Annotated in this window: 18 protein-coding genes; 6 read left to right on the forward strand and 12 right to left on the reverse strand. The window is 33.5% G+C overall.

The window, feature by feature from the left end:
• Positions 1–11: 11 nt before the first annotated feature.
• The 9 genes from CJ739_RS20720 to CJ739_RS16860 form a co-directional block, all read right to left on the reverse strand.
• Positions 12–578 carry a serine O-acetyltransferase gene (locus tag CJ739_RS20720; protein ID WP_117177401.1) on the reverse strand — a complete coding sequence of 189 codons (567 nt, stop codon included), beginning with the start codon at positions 576–578 and terminating at the stop codon, positions 12–14.
• A complete protein-coding gene (locus CJ739_RS16825; RefSeq protein ID WP_117177403.1) occupies positions 575–1,702 on the reverse strand; it encodes a glycosyltransferase family 4 protein in 1,128 nt (375 codons plus the stop codon). The genes CJ739_RS20720 and CJ739_RS16825 overlap by 4 nt, the downstream gene beginning before the upstream one ends.
• Positions 1,699–2,817 (reverse strand): glycosyltransferase family 4 protein, encoded by a 1,119-nt coding sequence (locus tag CJ739_RS16830; RefSeq protein WP_117177405.1) that lies wholly within the window; start codon positions 2,815–2,817, stop codon positions 1,699–1,701. The genes CJ739_RS16825 and CJ739_RS16830 overlap by 4 nt, the downstream gene beginning before the upstream one ends.
• Before the next feature lie 44 nt (positions 2,818–2,861).
• A complete protein-coding gene (locus CJ739_RS16835; protein ID WP_162880254.1) occupies positions 2,862–4,061 on the reverse strand; it encodes a glucosamine inositolphosphorylceramide transferase family protein in 1,200 nt (399 codons plus the stop codon).
• A gap of 394 nt (positions 4,062–4,455) precedes the next feature.
• Positions 4,456–5,424 (reverse strand): polysaccharide pyruvyl transferase family protein, encoded by a 969-nt coding sequence (locus tag CJ739_RS16840; RefSeq protein ID WP_117177409.1) that lies wholly within the window; start codon positions 5,422–5,424, stop codon positions 4,456–4,458.
• A complete protein-coding gene (locus CJ739_RS16845) occupies positions 5,421–6,695 on the reverse strand; it encodes a hypothetical protein (RefSeq protein WP_117177411.1) in 1,275 nt (424 codons plus the stop codon). Before CJ739_RS16845 ends, CJ739_RS16840 begins: the two co-directional genes overlap by 4 nt.
• Positions 6,695–8,221 (reverse strand): lipopolysaccharide biosynthesis protein, encoded by a 1,527-nt coding sequence (locus CJ739_RS16850; RefSeq protein ID WP_117177413.1) that lies wholly within the window; start codon positions 8,219–8,221, stop codon positions 6,695–6,697. The genes CJ739_RS16845 and CJ739_RS16850 overlap by 1 nt, the downstream gene beginning before the upstream one ends.
• A 31-nt stretch (positions 8,222–8,252) precedes the next feature.
• A complete protein-coding gene (locus tag CJ739_RS16855) occupies positions 8,253–9,533 on the reverse strand; it encodes a nucleotide sugar dehydrogenase (RefSeq protein ID WP_117177415.1) in 1,281 nt (426 codons plus the stop codon).
• Positions 9,534–10,046: 513 nt separating this feature from the next.
• A complete protein-coding gene (locus CJ739_RS16860) occupies positions 10,047–11,045 on the reverse strand; it encodes an SDR family oxidoreductase (RefSeq protein ID WP_117177417.1) in 999 nt (332 codons plus the stop codon).
• 1,171 nt (positions 11,046–12,216) lie between these two features.
• On the opposite strand from CJ739_RS16860, the gene CJ739_RS16870 reads away from it, so the two are divergent.
• From CJ739_RS16870 to CJ739_RS16890, 5 genes are all read left to right on the forward strand, one after another.
• Positions 12,217–12,486, forward strand: a complete 270-nt coding sequence (locus CJ739_RS16870) for a hypothetical protein (RefSeq protein ID WP_117177421.1) — start codon at positions 12,217–12,219, stop codon at positions 12,484–12,486.
• A 442-nt stretch (positions 12,487–12,928) separates the two neighbouring features.
• A complete protein-coding gene (locus CJ739_RS16875; protein WP_117177423.1) occupies positions 12,929–14,077 on the forward strand; it encodes an aminotransferase class I/II-fold pyridoxal phosphate-dependent enzyme in 1,149 nt (382 codons plus the stop codon).
• Complete coding sequence (locus tag CJ739_RS16880; protein WP_117177425.1) at positions 14,058–15,998, forward strand: polysaccharide biosynthesis protein; 1,941 nt, start codon at positions 14,058–14,060, stop codon at positions 15,996–15,998. The genes CJ739_RS16875 and CJ739_RS16880 overlap by 20 nt, the downstream gene beginning before the upstream one ends.
• Before the next feature lie 42 nt (positions 15,999–16,040).
• Positions 16,041–16,814 carry a polysaccharide biosynthesis/export family protein gene (locus CJ739_RS16885; RefSeq protein WP_117179084.1) on the forward strand — a complete coding sequence of 258 codons (774 nt, stop codon included), beginning with the start codon at positions 16,041–16,043 and terminating at the stop codon, positions 16,812–16,814.
• A 6-nt stretch (positions 16,815–16,820) separates the two neighbouring features.
• Positions 16,821–19,214 (forward strand): GumC family protein, encoded by a 2,394-nt coding sequence (locus CJ739_RS16890; RefSeq protein WP_117177428.1) that lies wholly within the window; start codon positions 16,821–16,823, stop codon positions 19,212–19,214.
• Between the two features lie 500 nt (positions 19,215–19,714).
• On the opposite strand, the gene CJ739_RS16895 is transcribed toward CJ739_RS16890, so the two are convergent.
• Together CJ739_RS16895 and aroB are read right to left on the reverse strand one after the other, a co-directional pair.
• Positions 19,715–20,461 carry a tyrosine-protein phosphatase gene (locus tag CJ739_RS16895; protein ID WP_117177430.1) on the reverse strand — a complete coding sequence of 249 codons (747 nt, stop codon included), beginning with the start codon at positions 20,459–20,461 and terminating at the stop codon, positions 19,715–19,717.
• A 730-nt stretch (positions 20,462–21,191) separates the two neighbouring features.
• Entirely contained in the window at positions 21,192–22,259 is a 1,068-nt protein-coding gene (gene aroB / locus CJ739_RS16900) for a 3-dehydroquinate synthase (protein ID WP_117179086.1), read from the reverse strand.
• A gap of 96 nt (positions 22,260–22,355) precedes the next feature.
• Between aroB and CJ739_RS16905 the strand changes: the two genes are divergently transcribed.
• Positions 22,356–23,534: a proline dehydrogenase family protein gene (locus CJ739_RS16905; protein WP_117177432.1), complete on the forward strand. Its 1,179-nt coding sequence runs from the start codon at positions 22,356–22,358 to the stop codon at positions 23,532–23,534.
• A gap of 189 nt (positions 23,535–23,723) precedes the next feature.
• Here CJ739_RS16905 and CJ739_RS16910 read toward each other — a convergent pair whose 3' ends face one another.
• Positions 23,724–24,794, reverse strand: a complete 1,071-nt coding sequence (locus tag CJ739_RS16910; RefSeq protein ID WP_117177434.1) for an SDR family NAD(P)-dependent oxidoreductase — start codon at positions 24,792–24,794, stop codon at positions 23,724–23,726.
• Between the last annotated feature and the right edge of the window lie 136 nt (positions 24,795–24,930).

The following is a 24,930-nucleotide window of genomic DNA, read 5'->3' on the forward strand; positions in this document are numbered from 1 at the left end:
CCGAACTATATTTAAACTGTTTTTATTTTTATCACTTTAGCAGGATTTCCAACCACTATAGCGTTTTCAGGTACATCTTTAACCACTACAGCTCCAGCACCTATCTCTGCATTATTTCCTATTTTAATACCTCCAATAACAATAGCACCTGTATAAATAGATACGTTGTTGCCAATAGTAGGCCTTTTTCCATTGACTTCGCCTACTGTTACCAGATGATTAACATAAAAGTTTTCGCCAATAGACTCCGCATTTAAAATGGTACAATAAGGATGGCCTGTCAGGATGCCACCTGCAAGCTTTGTAGTTATATCTATGGTAAAATTCCGTTCTTTTCTACAATATATATTTAAAATGTAAATTAAAGAATTTTGTATTCTGAAATAAAAAATGGTTCTAAAATCTTTTGAATGTGCCAAAAAATGGAGTAGGAGCTCCCCTTTATTTTTATGGATGCTTTTTGCTTCTGCCCAACGTCGTAAGTCTTGGTCTATAACCCCCTTGTTTTTACTTGTTAAATAGAGTAAAAGGTGTGGAAGTAATACTACTTTATATAAAGTAAAAAGGAGCGTTCTCATTTTTTAATTTCGGTTAATTTATTAAACATAGCCATCCATTGGTGCATTATATCCTTAACGCTGTAATTTGCAGCATGTATTCTTGCTTGTTTGCCCCATGCTTTTCTTTTATTAGGGTTTGCCATGATTTCCAGTAAAGCTTCCGAAAACCCATTTATATCCATGGGGTCAATCAATTTACCAGTATCATTACTAATGATGTTTCTAGGACCATTAGGACAATCAAAAGAAATAATAGGTAAGCCACATGCTTGCGCTTCTAATAATACCAAAGGAAAGCATTCGTTGGCAGATGTCATTACAAAAAGCGATGAACTTAGCATTTTACTCTGTATATTGTTAGTAGGGCCTTTTAAAAAGACATGATTGTTTAGATTTTTATCATGTATTCGTTTTTGTAACTTCTCTAAATAATGGGTGTCACCCGTACCGTAGATGTGTAATTGCCATTCTTTATTCTTTGTATGGACCTGTTCCCAAATATCAATTAATACCTCAAATTGTTTAACAGGGGCTATTCTTCCAGCTGCAATGGCAACGAGGGTATCTAATTTAGAAACCGTATCGGGGTAAAATGTTAAGGGATTTGGTATGGTGACCACATTATCCGTTTTATAATAGGTCGCTTCGTCGGGATTCAATACGATTAATCTATCGTATTTTGACTCTACAAAATCGGCAAACATTAAAAAATACTTTTTCATTGATTTGCTGGATTTTTGTCTGTGTACGTCTTCAATGGATTTTGAAAAATGAAACTCTTTTATTTTGGGGATGTTTTTGTTTATAAAGGGTATAAAATAAGTATCGACACTGTGGCTACAAACCACCACTACATCTGGGTTAATTTCATTTAAAGCGCTGCGTAATTTAAAAATGTGCCTAGGGATTTTTAATAGATTTTTTGGATGAAAATACGATATGAGCCTATTATAATTAATCTTTAAATCTTTAAAAACAATGTTGGAATTAAAGCTGTAGCAAGGCTCCATGTCCTTTTGTTCTGAAGTCACTATATACACGGTGTTTTCTTTTATAGCCGCAAGGTCATTTGCCTTAATGGAAAGTACTCGTTCTATGCCCCCATGTAAATATACTTGGTCTATTATAAAAACAATCTTCATGATAGCTTATCTTTCATTAATTGTTTAAAAAGACCATCCCATTGTTTTATGATTTTCTCGGGTAAGTAGCGCGCGCTATTTTTTTTAGCTTTATTTCCCATGTCACGTCTTAAAGTATCATTTTCAATTAAAGCATTTAGTTTTTCACCCAACGCCTTGGTGTCTCCGTTAGGAACCAAAAATCCATCGATGTTATTCGTTATAATATCACTAGGACCATAAGGGCAATCAAAGGACACACAGGGCACGCCATAAGCCATGGCTTCCGTTAATACCATCCCAAAACCCTCATAGCGTGATGACATGACGTAAATAGAGGCGTCTCGGTATTTTTCAGCAATGTTTTTTACAGGGTCATAAAAATGCACCGTATTGGAAATACCTAAATTTTTAGCCAAGTCTTCCAGTTTTTCAGAGTTGTCTTTTGTGCCATAAATATCCAATTCCCAATCGGGATTTTTTTCATGGACCAGTTTCCAGCTTTTTAACAAGCGATCATAGCCTTTTTGGTAGCTTTGTTTACCAACTGCCAACACCCTTTTATTTTTTAAGTCGCTTTGCTCTATAGGATAAAAAGATAAAGGATTGGGGATCACTTCCATATTTTTTAAATACCATTCTTTGGTGTTCCCCTTAGTTAGTACAATAAATTTATCATAAAATTGTCCTCCAAAATCCATTATTTTGAATAGGACCTGTTTTTTGATTTTGTTTATGACTGTTTTTTTGTTTTTAATTGAAATGTTTTTGGAAACATGGCGCTCATAAACCATGGGGCAGGGCTTTTTAATAAGTAAGGGTAAAAACAATCCCTTTAAGCCATCATCACAAACCAAAACAATATCTGGTGCCACTTCTTTTATTACTTTTTTTATACCTTTTCTATATGTTCTTAAATACTGAATGGGGTTTCCTTTTACCGAAATATCATGATATACAATGTGTTTGCTAAATGTATAAAACACCTCTTTTTCACCCTGATTTAATGTAAGAATGTGTATTTTGTAATCATACTTATCGGCTAAATAAGAAGCCTTGATAGACAATACACGCTCTAAACCTCCAGGGCCACATATTTGATTTGTTATGTATAGTAACTTAACAGATTTAACCATTGTTTTTTAAGATTTTAAAGAATAAATGACTTATAATTATATATTTATTCTTTAACTAAATAGTCCATAACTTCCATATTTTTGAGCTTATTTAAAGTATGCATTCCAATAAAACCTTTCTGAGGTAAAATTTCACTTGTTTTTTCTTCATAATAGTCTTCCTTAGTTAACAATTTAACTTCATTTATAACTATATTTTGTCCATATCCTTTCATACAATTTTGTGACACTCTTTTTAGTTTTCCGTTTTCTATAATAAACCCTCCAGCATTCCTTGCTAAACTAGCATCAGTTATTATCGGGTTTTTAATATGTGGTTTCCAATCATTTGAAAATAAATTTTTTGAGTAATAGAGGTATAGCTTCTCATTATTATCATGTTCAAAGTCTTCTATTTTATTAGCAAAAATCCAATATAAATCATTATGATAAATCCATACTGCGTCTAATAATTTTATGTTTTCCATCAAGTTCGTTTTAAAATCCCATTTAAATGGAAATTGATTACATTCAAAAAGCTGTAACGTATTGTTTTGACTGCTTTCTGGAATCATATAATAATTATCTTCTTTAAAAAAAATGTTTGGAAAAGACAAATGGTAGTCAGTATTAATAATATCTTCTTTTCTGACAATCTCTAGATTAGAGTTTAGTTCAACACAAGATATTTTTCCTAAATTATTGCTTTTTAATTCTTCAAAATAAACAAAGAAATTTTCGTTATTTGCTTTAATTATAAAAGGATCTGCCCAAAATGATTTTTTAGGCTGCTTTAAAAGAGTTGTTTTACCATCCTTTTTAATTCCTATTTTCCAATTTAACTGTTCTTTTTTTATCTTCCTAATGAAGATTTTAAACACCAATTTTATGTAATAAATTATAATACTAAATTTTGAAATATTTAGGTTTTCAAAAATTTTAGTATTTGGGACCGGTTCTAATTCAAAATTAGTTGCATTTTTTAAAAATTTAACTAAATAAATAGAATAGTTATGCAATATTTTATAGGTATTATTCTTTAAACCTAATTCATTTTTTAGAGCTATTCCCGAAATTTTTTGCCACTTCTCCGATTCTAAATTATTATATGCTATGCTTAATGTTACTAAGGGTTTATGTAATACTTCAGTGATAAGCTTATCCTGACTTAGTTCTAAAAGTAAAACCCCATTTTTGACATATTCTTTTAAAGAAGTATAGTCATAATTTTTATCTTCACAAATAACCCAATCACTAAATTCCAACCCATCAACCGTATTTATTATTTTAATATTCGTGTTAATAAAGATTGTGTTTATGTCTATTAAATCTAAAGGGTTGTTTTTTAGATTACTGAATTTGCTGTCTACGTAATTAACAATAGGATTAAATAAGCAATTATTTAGTGTTTTAACCTTTTTGTCTATTAAAATAATGATACTAACATTATCAATTTCATTGTTTATACGTTCAATGCATTTCCATATGTATAAATGAATTTTATTTGAATTTACTATAAAAATTATTTTATTCATAACTTGTTATCATTTATTGATTTAAATGAAAACCAATAGGTGTTTTTATTTTGCAAACTTTACATTCTGTAATTTGACATTCCACAAGCATCAAAATGAAATATTTAAATTGTTTTTAAAAGATTTATTCTGCAACAAATTTCCTGCATTTTTCTTTTAAAGGTTCTGCCAGTTTATGGTGCAAACCTAGATTTTTTACCATAGTATTTTTATTTATTTTACCTTCTAAGTTAAAATTAGCAGTATATTCTCCTGTCTCACTATTAACATCGAGGCGATTGAATAATTCTAAAATACCATCAAACCTGCATGAATCTACAAATTTATCGAAACCATTTATAAAAATAACAGGTGTTCCCATAGCCAAACAAGGTAAAGCACAATGAATTCTTGAGGTAATTACCAATTTAGCTTTTGCATATTTTTTTAATACACTTTCTGCCATCTCAAATTTTTCAGCATCAGAAATTGTATTTAAAGGTTCTTGATCTATATATATGGCACTTTTCAACAAATCTTCACTAATAAAGTTTTTAAGATGTTTGTTTTTTTTATTCAATTTAAAAGCTTTTCCGTTTAAAACACTTTTTATAGTTGACCGTAAACTGTAAAAAAGTCTTTGATTACTAGGATAGCTATACAAAGGGTCTACAATATAAATATCGTCTCCTCTTTCAGAATCATCAACTTTATAAGAGTCTAACGTTAAAGTTAAACAACCTGTAAAGTAAGCTTCAATTCCTTTGGAATTTAGGGTATCGGCTGTGAATTGATCTCTACAGCCTATTGGCGCATACTTTTTTAGGTAAGCAATTCCTTTTTCGCTTAGCATTGCTGGTGCTGCTGTATTATTCATGTGGAAGGAAACAAATAATGGTTTGATTTTTTCTGAAGGCACCCAATTTTGAGTGTTATGTATAAACCAACCGTTCATTATTAGTTTAACAGGTTCTTCATCATAGTCAGCTAAAGATTCTCGATCTACATATTTATCAACTTTAGGTAAAAATTGTTTAGCTGCTAAACTTTGAATATTATCACCAACATTGAAATATTTTTGATTTTCTATGTAGTTAAGTAAACCGTATTTCATAATTTTATTTTTTTATATAATGTAGTTAACCAAGGATATTTGTTTCTTAAAACAAATTTAAATTTTTCAGTGAATCTCTTTGGACTGTTTATTTTACTTTGCATAAGCTTATCCAGTTCGCTATTTCTTATTCTATCTAGTTGTTTGTTTTCTATTTCTTTGTTTTCAAAAACAAAAAAATTATTTGTGGCTTTGGCCTTTTCCATTAATTCTTGCCAAAAATATTGCATACCAGTACTAGCTCCGTACTGATTTAATATTTTAAAAATATTCTCGTATATATTTTTGTCGACAGAAAACCCATAATTATTAGGGTTTTCACCATTCAAAATAATTCCTAATATGGTCCTGAAACATTTTTCACAATTGCTACAATTAAATCCACTTCTTAGTTCAGAATAACATACTCGTAAATTAAATTGATTGTTTGTATCAATAGAAAACTTAGTAATTAAATCGACTTTGTCTTGTCGTTTAAGTTCATAGCCGTCATGATGCACCTGAATACCTGCCCAACTAATTTTTTCATCTATTTGCGGAGTTGAACCCCATGCTATATCTATTTCTTTGGTATATGAAGAAGCGATGTAGATGTTTTTATATGAATTTAGATAAGAAATTGGAGCGATAGAACCAATTAAGGAAAATCCGTGTTGCACAATTCCCCACCAGCCAATGTCTTTAAGCAATAATTCTACTTGATAAGTATAAAACTCTCTTACATTGGTTTCTATGTATTCTTTTTTGTTTTCCTTTAAAAGCGATTCGTTTTCTATAAAAGACGTAAAACTTTTCCATTGCGATTCATCTTTTATTTCTATATCAGCACCTAAGATAGTGATCAAATCCGGTGTTTGCTCATGGGTTCTGATGTAGGTAGCATATGCGTCCACACCACCACTGAACAACATGGCTGTTTTATTTCCCTCAATATGATTGGATACTAATTTTTGGGAATGTAAATTGCCTAACAACTCATAATCTGAAAATTGTTTTTGAAATTCAGCTTTGACTTTTATGACCGCATTATAAAAATCGTCATCCAACTCTGGCACTTCAATATCAAAATTAGCAAACCAAGAAATAGGTAATACATTTGAAAGGAAGGGAATTATTAAGATACTTAAAGGCACCTGACTGACATCAACATTGTATTTTGCGTAAAGCAGATGTTCTTTGCTGAAATATTTTTTTATAGTATCATGAACAGAATAATCATATATGACTTTCCTTCCGTTATCAGTAAATTTTATTTTATTTAATGTTAGCATTATAATTTAAATTTTTTTAGAACTGGTGCTATTGAACTTTTGAACAATTCTTTTTCAAAATTGATAAGACCAAAGTTATACATTAAAAGCGCATACATGACGGAATAACATATAGCTTTAACAGCGAAACTAATCCAACCAGCGCCAGGTATTAAATTTATTAAATAGCCTAAACTAATTATTATTATGACCATGAGTATGGTTTTGTGAAATAATTCTTTAAAAAATCGAATAATATTAAGTCCTATTACTTTATGGTAATAAAAATTCATAACATTTTGCACGATAAACCAACCTGTAACCGTACCCGTAATCATGCCTAGAGCTCCATAGGTTTTTGCTAAAAAAGCCCCTAAAACAACCCCTAAAAACAAAAACGACAGGTACAAAATAGCTTTAAATGACAATTTATTTTTGGCTTCTAGAATTGAATTTCCGAACCCTTGAACCAAAGGTAGGGTATAGGCTATCATTATCAATAAGGCTATTAACCACGTTTCGTGGCTACCTTCAACACCTAATTCCTTACCAACCCATAAATAGACAAATTGATTTCCAAATAGTAAAAATGCACCAAAAATGTACATGAGTACTATAAATGATATGCGGCCAATTTTAATCATCATGGATGTTAATTCTTCGCCAGTGGCATTGCCCACGGTCATTTTGGTGGCACGGGGTAAAAACACGCTGGATATGGCAGTTGAAAACGACCCATAATAGGTGCCCAGTACAATGCCAATACCGTATATGGTAAGCACTTCAGGTAAAGCGATGCTTCCTAAAATCCAGTGACCTGCTTTCCATTGGAACATGCTTACCAGTGCGAATACAAAAATCCAAAGGGAATAGCCAAAAATTTGCTTTACATATTTTAGTTTAAACTCATGTAATTTGAATCGAACCTTTAGATGAAAAAATACAAAATATATTTCGACTATTAAAAAAAGCACATTAAATACCGTATCGATTACTACAAGTGCAATGGCTTTTCCTCCTAATGTTAATACAGCCACGACCGTTATGGTTCGTAAAATATAGCGGATGATATTAACTGTTTTGGGAAATACAAAAACTTCATAGCCATAGCAAATACCTGTAAAACTGCCTCCCGGTAAGCCAATGGCTAAATTGCAAATAAGGAGTATAAAAATGGTTTTGGCAATGCGGAGCTCCTCGGCATTCATTTTTGTAAAGTAGGTATCTATATGGCCATAAAATAGAACCCCAATAAGCACCACTGTTAATGAAATGGCCCCATAAATAAGCATGGTGGTTGCCAAAAAGTTTTCTTCGCCTTTTCTGTCTTTCTCGGCTTTGTATTTAGCTACAAACCGAACGATGGTATTGTTAAGCCCTAAGTCCAATACCGAAATGGTACCAACAAGTGCCCCAATAGCGGTATAAATTCCATACTCGGCTTTGCCGATATGGTTTAAAATAAATGGTGTGATAAAAAGCCCTACTACATTGGTTAAAAATATAGTGGTGTAATTTAATAAGGCTCCTTTTTTTATTTGACTCACAGTATGGCGATTTGGTTTTTATTTGTGTTGCTTAAAGCCTTCCGCTTACCGCTTCGGTTAAAACCCCTTTCACATCGTATAGGATGCCGTTGGGGGTCAAGAGGTCTTTAAGGTTGATGCTTAAAAATTCTTGATGTGCTACGGTTAGGATGATGGCATCGTATTGGGTATTGGGTAACTGGGTTTTGGTTTCAAGGTTGTATTCATGCATGACTTCTTCGGGGTTTGCCCAAGGGTCATAAATGGTTAGGTTGGTGCTATAACTCTTAAGTTCGTGAATGACATCGACAACTTTGGTGTTTCGCACGTCGGGGCAGTTTTCCTTAAAGGTGATGCCCAACACCAATATGTTGGCGCCTTTGATGCGGATATCGTTTTGTAGCATGAGTTTTATAACTTGCCCGGCTACATATTGTCCCATACCATCATTAACGCGTCGCCCTGCCAAAATAATCTCTGAGTGGTATCCCACTTCCTGGGCTTTTTGTGCTAAATAATAAGGATCGACCCCAATGCAATGTCCGCCTACCAAACCTGGTTTGAATGGTAAAAAGTTCCATTTGGTGCCTGCGGCTTCCAATACGGCATGGGTATCGATATCCATGAGATTGAAAATTTTTGCCAATTCGTTTACAAAGGCGATGTTTATATCACGCTGTGAATTTTCAATGACTTTTGCTGCTTCTGCCACCTTGATAGTAGGGGCTAAGTGGGTGCCTGCCGTAATAACGGAAGCGTATAGGGTGTCTACTTTTTTACCAATTTCCGGGGTGGAACCCGCCGTGACTTTTAATATTTTATCGACGGTATGTAGTTTATCGCCCGGATTGATACGCTCGGGGGAATAGCCTGCAAAAAAATCGACGTTAAATGTTAAACCGCTTACTTTTTCCAGTATTGGCACGCATTCATCTTCTGTAGCCCCAGGGAATACAGTGGATTCATAAATTACAATATCACCTTGTTTAAGGACTTTGCCCACGGTTTCGCTGGATTTGTATAGGGGTGTTAAATCGGGGCGGTTGTTTTTATCAATGGGGGTGGGCACTGTTACCACATAGTAGTTGCAGTCTTTAATAGCGTTTATATCTGTTGAACAAAATAGACCGTTTTCGTTATTGTTTGTGTTTTTTATAACTGCTTTAAGGATATCTTGTTCTACTTCTAGGGTGACGTCGTTGCCTTCTTGTAGTTGGTCAATTCTTTTTTGATTGATGTCGAAACCTACTACATTGTATTTTGTGGCAAAGAGTCTTGCAAGTGGTAAGCCCACGTAGCCTAAGCCTATGATTGCGATTTTGATAGTTTTCATTTCTTGGTTATGGGTTTTTGGTTCTAGGTTTAAGGTTCTCGATACGATTTTCTCATACTTCGAAAATCACTCGAACTGACATTTGTTATTGATTATTTACTATTGATTATTGTTTATTGTTTATTCGGTTATTAACAACTAACTGTTGGCTACTAGCCATTTACTGTTTTTATTGATTATTGATTATTGATTATTTTTTATTGTTTATTTGTTAACTTTTGAACAACTTCTGATTCATAATTCTTAATTTGAATTGTCTACTGCTTACTGCCTATTTTATAATGTTTATTCGTTGATTCGTTTATTTGTTAACCTTTGAACAACTTCTAATTCTTAATCCATAATTCATAATTCTTAATTTGAATTGCCTACTGCTTATTTACTAGGTCTTCGACTTTAGTTTATCTTGAGCGCAGTCGAAAGGCTCAGACTGACATTTGTTATTGATTATTTTCTATTTACTATTGATTTGTCTATTTGTTTGACCATCAACTAACAACTAACCCCCAACACCTACTTCAAATGTTCCCAGTACCAAGTAACGGCTTCCTTGAGTCCGTTTTTGATATCGTATTTGGGGTTGTAATTTAGTAAGTTTTTGGCTTTGTCTATAGAGGCTAACGAGTGGGGGATGTCTCCCATTCTGTTATCTCGATGTTTTATTTCAATAGTACTTATAGCGTTATCGAAGTTCGATAAATACGTTTTTAATAGGGTCGCTAATTCCAAAAGTGTGGTGCGCTCTCCATAGGCTACATTATATACGGTATTTAAAGCGTCTTTATTGGTGGTCGTTAAGGCATTCAGATTCATTTGTACGACATTATCAATATAGGTAAAATCCCTGGAATAGCTTCCATCGCCATTGATAATGGGGGATTCATGGTTTATAAATTGCTGTACAAATTTTGGTATGACCGCCGCATAGGCGCCATCGGGGTCTTGTCTTTTTCCAAAAACATTAAAATATCTTAAACCAATGGTATCGAAATTATAGGTGGTGTGGAAAATATCGGCATATAATTCGTTTACATATTTGGTTATGGCGTAAGGGGAAAGTGGCTTTCCTATAGTGTCTTCTACTTTTGGCAAGGCTTCATGATCGCCATAGGTTGATGAACTTGCTGCATAAACAAAGCGTTTAACGCCTGCATCCCTAGCTGCGACCAGCATATTTAAAAACCCAGATACGTTCACATCGTTGGTTGTGATAGGATCGTTAATGGATCGTGGTACTGAACCTAAGGCTGCTTGGTGTAACACATAATCTACCTGGGTACAGGCTTTTTTGCAATCTTCTAGATTTCTTATGTCGCCTTCCATCAATTGGAAAAGACTGTTTTGGAGAAAGGGTTTGATGTTGTCTAATTTTCCTGTTGAAAAATTATCCAGACAAACGACTTCTATCTTGTGTTTAAGTAGGGTTTCACATAGATTGGACCCTATAAAACCTGCTCCGCCAGTAATAAGAACACGTTTATTACTTAGTATTTTTAATTGTTGTTCGGTCATTTTTAGATTTGGAATGATTAATAGCTGGGCAAAGATTGTAAAAATATATTTAGATATGTTAACTATTATATCAATGTTATGATTTTTCCGATGAAATTCAGATTTTGGTTGTTGGATGGCTTTTGGTGGTGGGGTTTTGTTGTTTAATCGTTGAATTGGTTAATTGGGTGTTGACCATTCACTATTCACTATTGACTATTTATTATTGGCTATTGTTTATTGGTTAGGTCTTGAATCTTGTGTCTTGGGTCTTGGGCGTACTCTTAACTCATAACTCATAACTTTTAACTTCTGGCTTATTTACTTTTAGGTACGGTTCTCGATACGCTGCGCACTCGAACTGACAAGCTGGGTCTTGGATTTTTGATTAACGATTAACGATTGATGATTTTTGAATTTTAGACTTTTTTAAATTGGCTGTTGACCACTAAACTATTGGCTATTGTTTATTGATTAGGTCTTCGACTGCGCTCAGACTGACATGGAGGTTGTTATTGTTGAATCGTTGAATTGTTTAATTGGTTGTTCACTACTAACTATTGTTTATTGACTAATGACTAATGACTATTGTTTATTGGTTAGGTCTTGTATCTTGTATCTTGGGTCTTGGGCGTACTCTTAACTCATAACTCATAACTTTTAACTTCTGGCTTATTTACTTTTAGGTACGGTTCTCGATACGCTGCGCACTCGAACTGACAAGCTGGGTCTTGGATTTTTGATTAACGATTAACGATTGATGATTTTTGAATTTTAGACTTTTTTAAATTGGCTGTTGACCACTAAACTATTGACTATTTATTATTGGCTATTGTTTATTGATTAGGTCTTCGACTGCGCTCAGACTGACATGGAGGTTGTTATTGTTGAATCGTTGAATTGTTTAATTGGTTGTTCACTACTAACTATTGTTTATTGGTTAGGTCTTGTATCTTGTGTCTTGGGTCTTGGGCGTACTCTTAACTCATAACTTTTAACTTCTGGTTTATTTACTTTTAGGTACGGTTCTCGATACGCTGCGCACTCGAACTGACAAGCTGGTTGGGGGTTTTGTTTTGTGAAAGTCGTTTTACCCTTCCGTCTTTGATTTCTTTTCGGGAAATCAAATCCACCTTCCCTTAAAAAAGGAGAAGGAGTTGTTTGTTGCTTCGATTTAAAGGTAGGCATCATCATGATATTTACCTGCCCTTTAAACTCTCCTCCTTTAAAAGGAGGAGTGGATTCGGTTTCACTAAAAGAAACCGGAGACGAGGTGGTTTTGGTATATAAAATATTTAACCCTTCCGTCTTTGATTTCTTTCTGGGAAATCAAATCCACCTTCCCTTGAAAAAAAGGGAAGGAGTTGTTTACTGCTTTAATTTCAATAATAGGTATAAATATAGTTATGAGGTTAGGGGGTTAATTATTAGCTTCTGGGTTTTTGATGTTCTTAACTCATAACTTTTAACTTTTAATTCATAGCTACATCAATCGACGAGTGACCTAGTTTTTCTATAAACTTAAAGTTGCCATGTCGTTAACCGATTATAACTACTCTTTTAGCGAATTAACTTCATTCTTGGTTTTTTGATTGAAAACAATCACTAAATTTACACCACAAAATACAAAATTGAATTGATTAATAGCATCATTAATTTAATTGTATAAATGTTTATAATCTATTTTTAGACTCTCAATTTTAATCTATCATTAGACATATGTTAGATTATTAAAAAACATTTAGAGACAGTTATTGTTAAGCTAATAATTAAATTTTGTTTTATGTACCATCAAAAAGAGAGTAATCAAAAAAAATGCACACCTTCTATTTACCTTGGGTTGATACCTAAGGCGGAATATTATATGCTAAATTTTGGTATTCTTTATTTAATTAAATTTAAAAATGTTGACTAAAACTAAAATATACTTATCATCACCTCATATGGGTGGCTCGGAACAAAAATTTGTTAACGAAGCCTTTGAGACTAATTGGATCGCTCCATTAGGCCCCAACGTAGATGGTTTCGAAAATGATATACAGCATTATTTGGGAAATAATTCCCAAGTTGCTGTACTAAGCTCCGGGACTGCAGCGATACACATCGCGCTTCAGTTATTAGGCGTATCAAAAGGGGACGAGGTATTGTGCCAGAGTTTTACTTTTTCGGCTTCTGCAAATCCCATTCTTTATCAAGGGGCTACGCCTGTTTTTATTGATAGTGAAAAGGATACTTGGAATATGTCTCCGGAATTGCTTGAGATCGCTATTAGGGACCGTATTGAAAAATATAAAAAGCCAAAAGCTATTATTGCGGTTCATTTATATGGTATGCCTTATAAGGCCGATGACATAAATGCTATTGCAAGAAAATACGAAATTCCCGTAGTGGAAGATAGTGCTGAGGCTTTAGGCAGTACGTACCACAATCAAGCATGTGGAACACTTTCGGATATGGGCATTTTATCTTTTAACGGAAATAAAATCATTACCACTTCTGGTGGCGGTGCCCTCATCACCAAAAGTTTGGAGCAGAAAAACAAAGCCGTCTTTTTGTCGACACAGGCAAGGGACCATGCGCCTCACTACGAACATTCATCCGTTGGATTTAACTACAGAATGAGTAATGTTTTGGCGGGTATCGGTAGAGGCCAAATGGAAGTACTGGACGCGCGTGTAGCGGCTAGAAGACATAATTATAATTTTTATAAAGCGCATTTGTCTAAATACGACGCCATCTCATTTTTGGATGAACCGGAAGGTTTTTATTCCAATAGATGGTTGACCTGTGTTATAACAGAGTCGTTTGAATTACGAGAACACATAAGGCTTACGCTTTTAGAAGAAGGTATTGAGTCAAGACCGTTATGGAAACCTATGCACATGCAGCCTGTTTTTAAAGACTGTCTGCACTTTACAGATGGTACATCGGAAGCACTTTTTGACAAAGGGCTTTGTTTACCTAGCGGATCTAATTTAAGTCAAGACAATTTAGAAAGCATTTTACACATCATATTAAAATCCCTCAAATATCATGATAAACAGTTATTTTAACTACCTCTCGCAAAAATACGCTTCAAAATGGCTGGTATTTGCAATTGATTTAACAATCGTTTTAATTACATTTTGCACGTCATATTTTATAAGGTTTAATTTTACTTTAAATTTTGATTTCACTCAATTTTTATTTCAAATACCTGTTGTTTTATTTCTTGCTGCTATAAGTTTCCTATTTATAGGTTCTTTTAAAAGTGTTATTAGACATACTGGATTTACCGATGTTGTTAACTTATTTAAGTCGGTATCATTAATGTCTATGTTATCTGTGTTATTTGTTTTAATAAATAGAGAATTAAATCTTATAGAAGGTTTTACCATACCATTATCTATATTGGTCATGCATACGTTATTGAGCTTTGTATTATTAAGTTCCAGTAGATTGCTTTTTAAAATGGCTTATAATTATTTAAAATGTAAATACATATCGTCAAAACGTGTTTTAATTTATGGTGCAGGTGATTCTGGTATCGTGACTTACAATGCTTTAATTAGCAATGTTAGGGAAAAGTTTGAGATTGTAGCGTTTATTGATGATAATTCCCGTAAAAATGGAAAATCAATTAATGGTATTTTAATTCTTAGCAAAAATAAAATCGATCAAGATTATATTGATTCGCATCGCATTGACGAAATTATTGTAACGTCTGAAAATATTAATAAGGACAGCTTATTGAGTTTAGTTAGTTTACAAGTAAAAATAACTAAAGTTCCGCCTATAGAGAACTGGATGAACGGAGAGCTAAATGTTAAACAAATTAAACAGGTACAAATAGAAGATCTTTTAGGTCGTGCCCCAATAAAAATCGATAACCCAAATCTTATAAACGAATTTAAAGGAGAAACCATTTTAATTACCGGTGCAGCAGGCTCTATAGGCAGTGAGCTGGTTAAACAATTAGCAGGTTTTGATATTAAAGAACTTATATTAGTTGATCAAGCGGAGTCCGGTCTTTATGATATCCAACAAGATTTGATACGTGATGGCAAGCATCGTTTCACAGCTATTGTAGCCGACATAAGAGATGGTTTAAGAATTGACAGTATTTTTCAAGAATATAAGCCTACCATGGTGTTTCATGCAGCGGCTTATAAGCATGTGCCTTTAATGGAGAAATCGCCTTATGAGGCCATAAAAATTAATGTTAATGGCACCAAGTTGTTAGCAGACACGGCATCCCGCTATAATGTTAAGAAATTTGTTTTTATTTCTACCGACAAGGCAGTAAACCCAACCAGTGTTATGGGGGCTACCAAGCGCATGGCTGAAATGTATATTAGTTGTTTACAAAAAGAAAGTAAAACAAAGTTTATAACCACACGTTTTGGCAATGTATTGGGTTCTAATGGTTCTGTAATCCCTTTATTCAAGAAACAAATTGAGAATGGTGGTCCTTTAACCTTAACGCATAAAGAGATCACCAGATATTTTATGACCATTCCTGAAGCTGCGCAATTGGTTTTAGAAGCGGGCACTATGGGTAAAGGTGGCGAGATATTTATTTTCGATATGGGTGAATCGGTGAAAATATATGATTTAGCTAAAAACATGATTAAACTTTCAGGGTTGAGTTTTCCGGAAGACATCGATATTCAAATTACAGGGTTGCGTCCAGGTGAAAAACTATATGAAGAATTGTTGGCAAATGGCGAAAACACTTTGTCTACCTATCATAAAAAAATAATGATAAGCAAAACAAGGGAACTTGATTATGTTTCGGTAAAACATGAGATTGAAGAATTGTGTATTACCAATCGTTTCCAGAGTAATAACATTGTTATGAAAATGAAGCGTTTGATACCTGAATATAAATCTAACAACTCTGATTACGAACGTTTTGATAAAAAAGTTCAGATTTACAAAAAGGTAAAAGATATTTTGCATGACAAAACAGACAAAACATACAGTAATGCTTAAGTGAGCCAAAATTTTAGTATTTTCCCCAAATATTTTATTTCTATGATTGAATCCTTTTTATACAACAGGTTGGTTGTCTTGTTTTGTGGTGTTTTATTGTTATTGACATCCTGTTCAACTAAGCAAGACATTGTATATTTTCAAAATGCCAAAAATTTTGAGACTATAGTAGATACCGATACTTTTAAAGCGAAACTTAAAATTGGAGATGTGGTTAGTATTTATGTGTCTACTTTGGACCCAACTGTAACGCAACCCTACAATATAATAATTTCAAATGGCAATAGTGGCCAATTAATAGATTATCTAATAGATGTAGATGGTAATATTGATTATCCTGTTTTAGGAAAAGTTAAACTTGTTGGATTAACCATTGAGGAAGCTAAGGAACTTTTAAAAAGTAAATTTTCTGAGGGCCAATTGTTAAAAGATCCTGTTGTCATGATAAGGGTCTTAAATTTTAGGATTACGGTTGCTGGAGAGGTCAGATCACCTGGGGTTTATCCCGTTTCGGGTGAACGTGTTTCTATACTAGAAGCTTTGGGTATGGCAGGTGACTTAACCATTAAAGGTAGAAGGGATAATGTATTAGTCGTTAGGGATTTTAATGGCACCAAAACATATACCCGTATTGATTTAACCAATAAAGAGGTTTTTAATTCGCCTGTTTATTACTTGACACAAAATGATTATGTGTATGTAGAGCCTAATAATTCTGCTGTAAGTGGTGCTTCGGGTGATTCTAGGATAAGCACCATTATTAGCATCTCCTCATTTGTTTTAACAACCGCACTCATTTTTGTTACAAGAAATTAGTTCATTATGTCAGACTTAAATAATAGTTCTAAAATAGATTCAGCAAACCAGTTTAATTTTAAAAAAGCCGCTTCCATATATGTGAAACGCTGGTTTTGGTTTGTACTGAGCATTTCCATTTTTTTGGGCATCGCTTATTTTAATTTACGTTATACCGCTCCAGAATATTCAGCTACCGCTAAAATTATGTTAGTTGACGATGGCGAAGCAACAGGGGCGAGTGCTGTATTTAAGGATTTGCCATTTTTTGCCGAAAAGGAAGATGCGAAGGTTGAAGATGAAATGAGTGTGATTATGTCTAGAGCATTTTTTAGTAGCATCACTAAGGATTTACGTCTTAACATTAAACATTATTCAAAAGGACGGATTTATGATTCTGAAATCTATAAAAATGCACCAATAACCATTAGTTTTATAGCGTCAGATTCCATTATAGACCGAATAAATTTTAGTTTTTACATTAAAATTTTATCTGATAAAGAGTTTGAGTACCGCGTAAACGAGAATGACGATCCCAAGAACATTTCTTTTGGTGAAAAAATCCCAACGTCCTTTGGAGGCATGATTATAACCCCTAGTTCTTCTAAATTGGAGCGTAGCATTGTTGGCGCTGAGATTAGAACAGAAATATTGCCTGTTAAATCTATTGCTGAATCTTTGAGAAATAGAATCCAGACCTATCAAGAAAACAAATCCTCACGAATAATTAATATCTCCATACAAGATCCTATCATTGAAAGGGCAAAAGATATTATAAATACCTTAATAGCAAAATATAATGAGGCGACCATTAACCAAAAGAACATAAAAGCGACAAATACGGCCAAGTTTATTGATGAGCGTATTGAATTAATTGCAAAAGATTTACTTGGTGTAGATGATAGTATCGTCCGATTTAAAACAGGTAATAAAGTAATGGATGTTACTTCGGAAGCCGGTCAATTTTTAACGTCAAGTGTTCAAAACGAGCAAGACCTGGAGTTGTCCAGAATGCAATTGCGCCAGCTAAATTATATGGATTCTGCTTTAGGGGATACCGACTCTTATACACCCATTCCTTCTAACTTAGGTCTAGGAGATCCAACCATCGTTACATTATCTTCTAAATATAACGAGTTGATTGTAGAAAGGGAGCGTTTGTTAAAAAGTGCTGGGGAACGGAATTCGGTGGTTTTACAGTTAAACCAAAATTTAAGAAGTATTAAGGAAAATCTAAGCCGCAGTATTCAAAACTCAAAGAAGTCCTTGGGAATTCAAATTAGCAGTTTGGAAAATCAGTCCAACATACTTAATTCCAGAATCTTTTCAGTTCCGGGTCAAGAAAGTAAATTAAGAAGTATCGAAAGAAAGCAAGGTATTAAAGAGTCTTTATACCTTTACTTATTACAAAAGCGAGAAGAAGCTGCTATTACACTTACAGCTACTTCTCCTAGCTCAAAAGTTGTTGAATTAGCTTATAGTTCCGGTAGTCCAGTAGCTCCTAATAAAAAAATGATTTATATAGGTGCTTTATTTTTGGGATTTTTAATTCCATTTGGCTTTATTTATGTTGAAGACTTGTTGGATACTAAAATCCACAATAAAGAAGATTTAGAAAGCGAAATTAAGAACATCACTATATTAGGAGAAATACCTAAAGTTAAAAAGGTTCATAAAGAGGGTGAAGGCTTATTAGTAGAAAAAAATGACCGTTCTGTTTTATCGGAATCGTTTAGAATTATACGCACTAACTTTGACTATGTTAGACGTGGTAGAAACGTTGGGCAATATGACAATGTCGTGTTTGTTACTTCTACTATCAATGGCGAGGGAAAATCATTTTTCAGCTTAAATATGGCTCTTACCATGGCAAACACCAACAAACGTGTATTACTAATTGGTGCAGATATTAGAAATCCGAAAATACATAGCATCATAAAAAAACAAGTGAAAACCAATGCTCCTGATGTAGGACTAACAGAGTTTTTAGTAGATAAATCTATTTTAGCGGGTGAAACTATTAATACATTCACCGTTAATGATATTAAATTGGATATTTTGTTTTCTGGGAAAATACCACCTAACCCCGCTGAACTGTTAATGACAGAAAGGGTAAAAGAAATATTTGATTATGCGTCCACTCAATATGATATGGTTATTGTAGATACAGCTCCTGCCATGTTGGTTACCGACACGCTTTTACTTAGCGACTATGCAGGACATACTATTTATTTAACGAGAGCTGGTTATACCGAAAAGAAAATTTTAAGCTTTACAAAAGAACTTCACGCTACTAAAAAACTCAAAGGCATGATGTTGGTTGTAAACAATGTGAGCCAAGAAAATTTCGGGTATGGTGCCAGATATGGTTATTATAATGCTCCAGAAAAGAAAGGTTTTTTTAAGAGGATTTTTAGATAAACGTGAGTGTTGTTTATTTGTTCAGTTGGTTAATTGGTTGTTCTCCACAAACTATTACAAACTATTAACTCTTATTAGATCTTCGACAGGCTCAGACACTGACATGGAGATTGTTATTGTCTATTCGTTGAATTATTGACCACTAATTATCTACTATTTTTTATTGTTGATTTGTTGAATTGACTATTTGTTACTAGCTAGTGACTATATTTATTGAAAGCCTATAGTTAAACTTTTTTGTCAAGCTGAGCTTGTCGAAGCTATTGAATTGTTTGTTCACTATTTATTACCACTATTGTTTATTTGACTACTAGCAACCTATTAATTATTAATCATTAATTATAGTTAGGTCTTCGACTGCGCTCAGGCTGACATTGGGGGTCGTTATTGTTTATTCGTTGAACCGTTTAATTGTTGAATTGATCGTTGATCAGAAACTATTGGCTAATGACTATTTACTACTAGCTACAATTATTAATTATTAATTGTCAATTGTAATTTTAGATTACCGAAAATGTGGTGTTTGTGTTTTTAATGGCTCGTGCTATTTTTTCAGTGTTTTTTTTGCTTAGTATTATGTTTGAAAGTTTCTCGATGTGTTGTGCATTGTGAGTATCCGTTCCAACAAAGTCTATAAGTTTTTTATCTATTAAATAATTTGCGGTTGTTTCTACATTTTTGCCGTAATAGTTACTTAATGATAATAGGTTAAGTTGAAAAAAACATCCTAATTGTTTCAATTTATTATAATAATCAAGGTTGTTGTGATAAAATGCGTAGCGTTCTGGATGCGCCAATACTGGTAAGTAGCCTTTCGTTTTAATCTTAAAAATGAGCGTTTCTAAATTTATGGGAGGCTGAAAATAAGACATTTCAACAAGTACATAGTTTCCTTTCAGGGTAAAAAGATTTCCTTCTTCTAAAAGTGTTTCAAATGTCATGTCCAACATGTATTCGGCCGCTGGGTTTATAGTAATTCCATTTTGTAGTTTTTTTGTTAAGTTTCCTAATAAGGATTCATACGCATTACCAATGGTTTCATCTGTGTTAGGATAAAAATCCTGCATGATGTGTGGTGTGGGTATAAATTGCTTGACACCCAATTCTTTCAGTTTTTTAATTAAATCGATTGATTCCTTAAGATTTTTTGCACCGTCATCTATACCGGGCAGGATGTGGTTATGTATATCCACAAAATCTTCTAGTAGGTCTCTTAAGAAAATTCTTTTTGAAAAGAAATGGGGCATATTACAGATACGTTTATTCGTTTATTCGTTGATTCGTTGATTTGTTTAATTGGTTGTTCTTCACAAACTATTACTACTAACTAATTAATCACTCATCATTAATTATAATTAGGTCTTCGACAGGCTCAGACTGACATTGAGGTTGTTATTGTTTATTCGTTGACCACTAACTATTGACTATTTATTATTGATTATTGTTGAATCGGTTGTTCTCACAAACTATTGCTACTAACTATTAATCACTCATCATTAATCATTAATTATAATTAGGTCTTCGACTGCGCTCAGACTGACATTAGTAATGTTATTGTTTATTTGCTTATTGGTTTTTGACCTTTGAAATACTTCTAATTCATAATTCTCAATTCTTAATTTGAATCGTTTAATTGTTGAATTGGTTGGGTGACCACAAACTATTACAAACTATTAACTCATATTAGATCTTCGACAGGCTCAGACTGACATGGAGGTTGTTATTGTCTATTCGTTGAATTATTGACCACTAATTATCTACTATTTTTTATTGTTGATTTGTTGAATTGACTATTTGTTACTAGCTAGTGACTATATTTATTGAAAGCCTATAGTTAACTTTTTTGTCAAGCTGAGCTTGTCGAAGCTATTGAATTGTTTATTCACTATTTATTACCGCTATTGTTTATTTGACTACTAGCAACCTATTAATAATTATTAATCATTCATCATTAATCATTAATTATAGCTACTTTAACTAAGTTGCATAAAACTCAAAAGCATCTATTATAATATCTTCATCTACCAAACAATCAATTCTTGGTTTTCCAATGTTTTCCAACAATACAAAATTGATATTACCGTGATTATTTTTTTTGTCGTATTTAAGTAATTCAATGATGGTTGCATACTCTGAAGTATCGATAGCTACTTTTCCATAGTAATCAACAAAAAGGGTTTTAATATTATGAGCCACTTGTTTTGGGAACCCTGCTAGTTCGGTAGAAATATAAGCTGCTAAAATCATTCCCACAATAATGGCCTCACCATGTAGTAAAGAGGTTTTATTAGGGTTGCTTAAAAAATAAGACTCAATGGCATGACCAAGCGTATGGCCAAAATTCAAAGTTTTTCGCAGATTGTTTTCAAAAGGGTCCACTTCAACAACATTCTTTTTAATCATTACCGATTCATAAATCAATTCATCTAAATCAACTAAAGACAGTTTCGAGAGGTCTTGAAATTTATTCCAATAGTTTTTATCACTAATTAACCCGTGCTTTAGCATTTCTGCTAGGCCGGAACGCATTTGATTTTGTGGCAATGTATTTAAAAAATGAGTGTCTATAAGCACTAAATCGGGGTTGCTTATAACGCCTATCTGGTTTTTTAAATGTCCTAGATCAACGCCCGTTTTACCACCAACTGAAGCATCAACCATGGATAATAGGGTAGTGGGTACATTAATATAAGCAATGCCACGTTTGAAAGTGCAGGCTACAAAACCGCCCAAATCGGTAATAACACCGCCACCAATGTTTATTAGCAAGCTTTTTCGGTCGGCATTCAATTCTGAAAGTGAGTTCCAAACACCAACACAGGTATCAATAGTTTTGTTTACTTCACCAGATTCTATTTCAATAATTTCAATTGCAATCTTAGTTTCCAGTTTTTCTAAAAAATATGGTAAGCAAAATTGATGGGTATTTTCATCTACTAAAATAAAGATTTTGGAAAAATTATGAGTATTAATATGCTCGTTTATAGATGGATAACATGTGTTGTTAAAATGAATCTTACAATTATTTGTTGCTATAGAATCCATAAAATAATTATTTTTTTTTGTAACCACGAAATTAAGGAGATTTTATATAAAATGATAGCTTGTGGTTAATTATATTTGCAGCAAATATTAAATATAATGCAAAAAAACACCCCTATTTTTGACAATACCGAAATTGCTTTTGCTTTAAAAAGTGATTCTGAATTGGAACGTGCCTATTTTTTGTTCAAAATGATTTCAATAGAGCCTTTAGTTCGAATAGGTACTGCTGCTACAAATTTTGCCCTAAAAGCGCATTTACCTATTGAAGGATTGATTCGTTCGACGGTATTTGATCATTTTTGTGGGGGCGTCAATGAAGAAGATTGTCTGCCCGTTATCAATAAGATGTATGAAAAAGGGGTGAGCTCTGTGTTAGACTTTTCGGTTGAGGCTAAAGAAAGTGAAAAGGAGTTTGATTATGCCCGAGATGTTACTCTTAAAATTATTGAGTTCTGTAAAGAGATTAAAGCCATTCCCATAGCGGTTTTTAAGCCATCGGGTTTTGGCCGTTTTTATTTATATGAAAAAATAAGCAAAGGGGATGCCTTGACAACCAAGGAACAAGAGGAGTGGCGTAAGGTTGTGGAGCGGTTTGATGTGGTTTGTAAAAAAGCAAAAGCAAATAACGTCGCCGTATTAATTGATGCAGAAGAAAGTTGGATACAAGATGCAGTCGATGCCTTAATAACCCAAATGATGGCAAAGTACAATACTGAAAAGCCAATTGTTTTTAACACTTTGCAAATGTACAGGCACGATAGATTAGCATTTTTAAGAAGCGAGCATGAAAAAGCGACGATAGGCCATTATTTTCTTGGGTACAAATTAGTACGTGGTGCCTATATGGAAAAAGAAAATGATAGGGCAGAAGAAATGGGTTACGAATCGCCAATATGTAAAAGTAAAGCTGCTACAGACGACAATTTCAATGCTGGTTTGAGTTATGTGTTAGACCATATAGATTGCATGTCTTTATTCGCAGGAACGCATAATGAAGTCAGTTCCTATTTACTTATGGATTTGATGGCGGAAAAAGGGATTGAGAATAACGATCCTAGGGTTTGGTTTGGACAGCTGTATGGAATGAGCGATCATATCAGTTTTAATCTAGCAGATAAAGGATACAACGTGGCTAAGTATGTGCCGTTTGGTCCAGTAAAAGACGTGATGCCTTACTTAATACGCCGTGCAGAGGAAAACACATCGGTAGCTGGACAAACAGGCAGGGAATTAGCGCTTTTGGCTAAAGAGAAGAAGAGACGGAGGATCTCGTGAATTGTGAAAGGTGAAAGGTGAGACGGTAGTTGATAGTTGGACTTCTTGGATTTTTGATTAACGATTGACGATTTTTGAATTCTAGACTTATTAAGACTTGTTAGATTTTTAGATTGGCTGTTGACCATACACTAGTATTCTAGATCTTGGTTCTTGGCTCTTTGTGTACTTTTAACTTCTGTCTTCTGATTACATATAACTTAATAGCAATCGCTTTATTTCTTGAGGAGATAGGTAAGGGTTTATGTCTAGTAATTTACTCAAATTGGTATTTTTAAGAGGGTTTTCTTTATTTTGCTTTACCAAGAAAATGTCTTCATGGGCGGTAGCTATTAAGGTTTCATTTTTAGAGATCATGTCTTCGGTCTGCTTTTCGCCAGGGCGCAACCCTATTATTTTAATTGCTATTTTATCGTGCTTACTTGCATATAAGTCGATAAAGCAATTGGCCAAATCAATTAGTTTGATAGGTTCTCCCATATTAAAAGTAAATACACTGCCTTCAGATTTGTTAAACGTGGCAATTTTTAAAATGAGATGGCAGGCTTTATGTTTGTCTATAAAATAGCGGGCTACGGTTTTACTGGTAATTGTTAAGGGCAGACCATAATCTATTTGCTTTTTAAAAACCGGTAGCACCGATCCGTTAGATCCTATAATATTTCCAAAGCGTGTTATTACAAATTGCGTGTGGCTTTTTTGAGCTAGCTGAATGATGTGGTTTTCTGCAATGTATTTAGTAATACCCATGATGCTGATTGGGTTTACGGCTTTATCGGTAGATATAAAGATGAATTTTTTAGCATGATATTTAATAGCTAAATCTGCCAGTAGTTTAGTAGCCAAAATATTCGTTTTAACAGCTTCGTATGGATGCGCTTCCATTAAAGGGACGTGTTTATAGGCTGCTGCATGAAAAATGAGTGTAGGTTTATAGGTTTCGAAAAGAAATTCAACGGACTCAGCGTCATTTATGTTTAAAAGTAAACAGTCTATTTTTGTTAAGTCTTCGTTTTCAAAAGCTTTGATTAAGTCATAAAGTGGTGATTCAGCAATATCAATAAGAATTAATTTTTTATAATCGCACGCCAAAATATGTTTAGCAAGTTCGCTACCAATAGACCCCGCGGCTCCTGTAATTAAAATGGTTTCTTCAGAAAAATCAAAATTTTGAAATACTTTTTTAGTGTCTCCATTTAAATGAATGACGCCAGAATCTTCTATTAATTGTTTTATGTGGTTGTAGGTTTCTGGGGTCATGTATTTGTATTGGGTTAGGTGTTATTTGTACAGGTTAAAGCACAGTTCTAAAGTAGGAATAATAAAGCATTTATACAAGTGGGAATTTGTTGATATAATGAACCTTTTTTCCAAGCTTGTCGAAACTATTGTTTGA

The organism is Mariniflexile sp. TRM1-10 (assembly GCF_003425985.1).
Taxonomy (GTDB): domain Bacteria; phylum Bacteroidota; class Bacteroidia; order Flavobacteriales; family Flavobacteriaceae; genus Mariniflexile.

What these genes read in the sequence shown, in the direction of transcription:
- CJ739_RS20720 (WP_117177401.1), bottom strand. Translation starts at nt 578, where the DNA reads ATGAGAACGCTCCTTTTTACTTTATATAAAGTAGTATTACTTCCACAC.
- CJ739_RS16825 (WP_117177403.1), bottom strand. Translation starts at nt 1,702, where the DNA reads ATGAAGATTGTTTTTATAATAGACCAAGTATATTTACATGGGGGCATA.
- CJ739_RS16830 (WP_117177405.1), bottom strand. Translation starts at nt 2,817, where the DNA reads ATGGTTAAATCTGTTAAGTTACTATACATAACAAATCAAATATGTGGC.
- CJ739_RS16840 (WP_117177409.1), bottom strand. Translation starts at nt 5,424, where the DNA reads ATGAAATACGGTTTACTTAACTACATAGAAAATCAAAAATATTTCAAT.
- CJ739_RS16845 (WP_117177411.1), bottom strand. Translation starts at nt 6,695, where the DNA reads ATGCTAACATTAAATAAAATAAAATTTACTGATAACGGAAGGAAAGTC.
- CJ739_RS16855 (WP_117177415.1), bottom strand. Translation starts at nt 9,533, where the DNA reads ATGAAAACTATCAAAATCGCAATCATAGGCTTAGGCTACGTGGGCTTA.
- CJ739_RS16860 (WP_117177417.1), bottom strand. Translation starts at nt 11,045, where the DNA reads ATGACCGAACAACAATTAAAAATACTAAGTAATAAACGTGTTCTTATT.
- CJ739_RS16870 (WP_117177421.1), top strand. Translation starts at nt 12,217, where the DNA reads ATGATATTTACCTGCCCTTTAAACTCTCCTCCTTTAAAAGGAGGAGTG.
- CJ739_RS16875 (WP_117177423.1), top strand. Translation starts at nt 12,929, where the DNA reads ATGTTGACTAAAACTAAAATATACTTATCATCACCTCATATGGGTGGC.
- CJ739_RS16880 (WP_117177425.1), top strand. Translation starts at nt 14,058, where the DNA reads ATGATAAACAGTTATTTTAACTACCTCTCGCAAAAATACGCTTCAAAA.
- CJ739_RS16885 (WP_117179084.1), top strand. Translation starts at nt 16,041, where the DNA reads ATGATTGAATCCTTTTTATACAACAGGTTGGTTGTCTTGTTTTGTGGT.
- CJ739_RS16890 (WP_117177428.1), top strand. Translation starts at nt 16,821, where the DNA reads ATGTCAGACTTAAATAATAGTTCTAAAATAGATTCAGCAAACCAGTTT.
- CJ739_RS16895 (WP_117177430.1), bottom strand. Translation starts at nt 20,461, where the DNA reads ATGCCCCATTTCTTTTCAAAAAGAATTTTCTTAAGAGACCTACTAGAA.
- aroB (WP_117179086.1), bottom strand. Translation starts at nt 22,259, where the DNA reads ATGGATTCTATAGCAACAAATAATTGTAAGATTCATTTTAACAACACA.
- CJ739_RS16905 (WP_117177432.1), top strand. Translation starts at nt 22,356, where the DNA reads ATGCAAAAAAACACCCCTATTTTTGACAATACCGAAATTGCTTTTGCT.
- CJ739_RS16910 (WP_117177434.1), bottom strand. Translation starts at nt 24,794, where the DNA reads ATGACCCCAGAAACCTACAACCACATAAAACAATTAATAGAAGATTCT.